Origin of the sequence: Thermogemmatispora sp., assembly GCF_042408735.1 — a bacterium.
In the GTDB taxonomy this organism is placed as follows: domain Bacteria; phylum Chloroflexota; class Ktedonobacteria; order Ktedonobacterales; family Ktedonobacteraceae; genus Thermogemmatispora.
Genome location: NZ_JBHOQV010000037.1, coordinates 1 through 1362 on the forward strand (window position 1 = coordinate 1; position 1362 = coordinate 1362).

The 1362-nt window shown below is 60.3% G+C and carries 1 protein-coding gene; it reads right to left on the minus strand.

Translation table 11 applies throughout. The features are described from left to right. Positions 1-409: 409 nt before the first annotated feature. Positions 410-1362, minus strand: a 953-nt coding sequence (locus ACFMO7_RS02435; RefSeq protein ID WP_376793941.1) for an MFS transporter, incomplete at its 5' end; no start/stop codon positions are given.

The following is a 1362-nucleotide window of genomic DNA, read 5'->3' on the forward strand; positions in this document are numbered from 1 at the left end:
CATCTCCACCAATCGAGGCCGCTTCCGAAGCGGCCTCGATTTTGGCTTTCCTCTCCAGATAGCAACCGTGTAGCAACTTCCTGCCTACTCCGGCAATTCCCCTCCTCCCTTCGCCTCTTCCTCCCCCTGCTGGTTGAACACACCCCGCCATTGCTCACTGACCCCCCGTTGAGTATTGGGCCAGACTTCTCTCCCCCATCTCAACCATCTAAGCGGGTCGGGAGTTCTTCCTTTCTCTTCTCCTCGATCAGCACAGCAAGCCTGGAGCAGCATGCGGCCAGCGGCTGACCGTCCCACCACTCCCTATCAATCACTATCCTGGACCTGGGTCTGACCATGCGGGCAGGCCTCCGCCTGTTGTCAACCGGTAGTCAGCTGCCAGGCCCACTGTCGGGAGGCCCAGTCTGGCTCACAAGGTTTCGCGCACCTCCCGCACCAGTAAAGGCGAGAGGCTCCCCCCCAGCCCGAGCACGCCAAACAGAAGAAAAACAGCAGCGGCCCCAATGCGATCGGTCAGGATCCCGCCGAGCGCTTGTCCCAGCGGAGATATGCCTAACGACCCAAAGGTATCCAGGCTGATGACCCGTCCCAGCTTATCGCCAGGAACCTGCTCCTGCAGGATAGTGAAATAGACAGTGTTAAAAAAGGTCAGGCCAAAGCCCACCAGGAGAGAGGCCAGGGGCGCCAGCCACCAGGCCCACGCGACGGGGATAAGTCCAAAGGAGAGCACCCCGACGCTGCTGAGCGATAAAGAGAGATAGGCTAGCAGCCCACGCCGCCCCAGTCGGAGCACAGCCCCAAGCAGCACGATTCCAAGGAGCGAGCCTACAGCTTCAGCCGAGTTGAGGAAGCCCAGCAGAGTAGCCCCTTGCCCATAGACCGTCTGCACAAGCTTGGGCAGCGAGACAGCTATCGTAGCCATGAAGGAGACGTTGACGAGCATGGAGCTAAGCAGGGTGACCCAGATCCAGGGCGAGCTGCGCACATAGCCCAGACCCTCAATGAGATCTCCCACAACCGGACGGAGACGCCGGATCCCTGAGATGAGGCCTCCTTTTCCTTCCAGGGCGCCCGCCGTATCACCATCCCCAGTCGAGTGCAAGGAAGGCAACGCCTGCGGCCCTTGCTGCCTATGGCCCTCGCTGATAGGGACTGGCAACAGGAAGGCCACTGAAATAAAGAAGCTGACAGCATCGAGCGCGAAAGCGACAAAAGGTCCCGCAACCGCGATCAGAAGGGCCGCCAGGGCCGGCCCAAACAGACCAGCAAGGTTGAAACTCAGCGAAATAAGGGCATTGGCCGACGGTAGATCCTCCCTGGCCACCAGGTCAGGAGGCAAGGCCATCAGAGCGGGATTAAAGA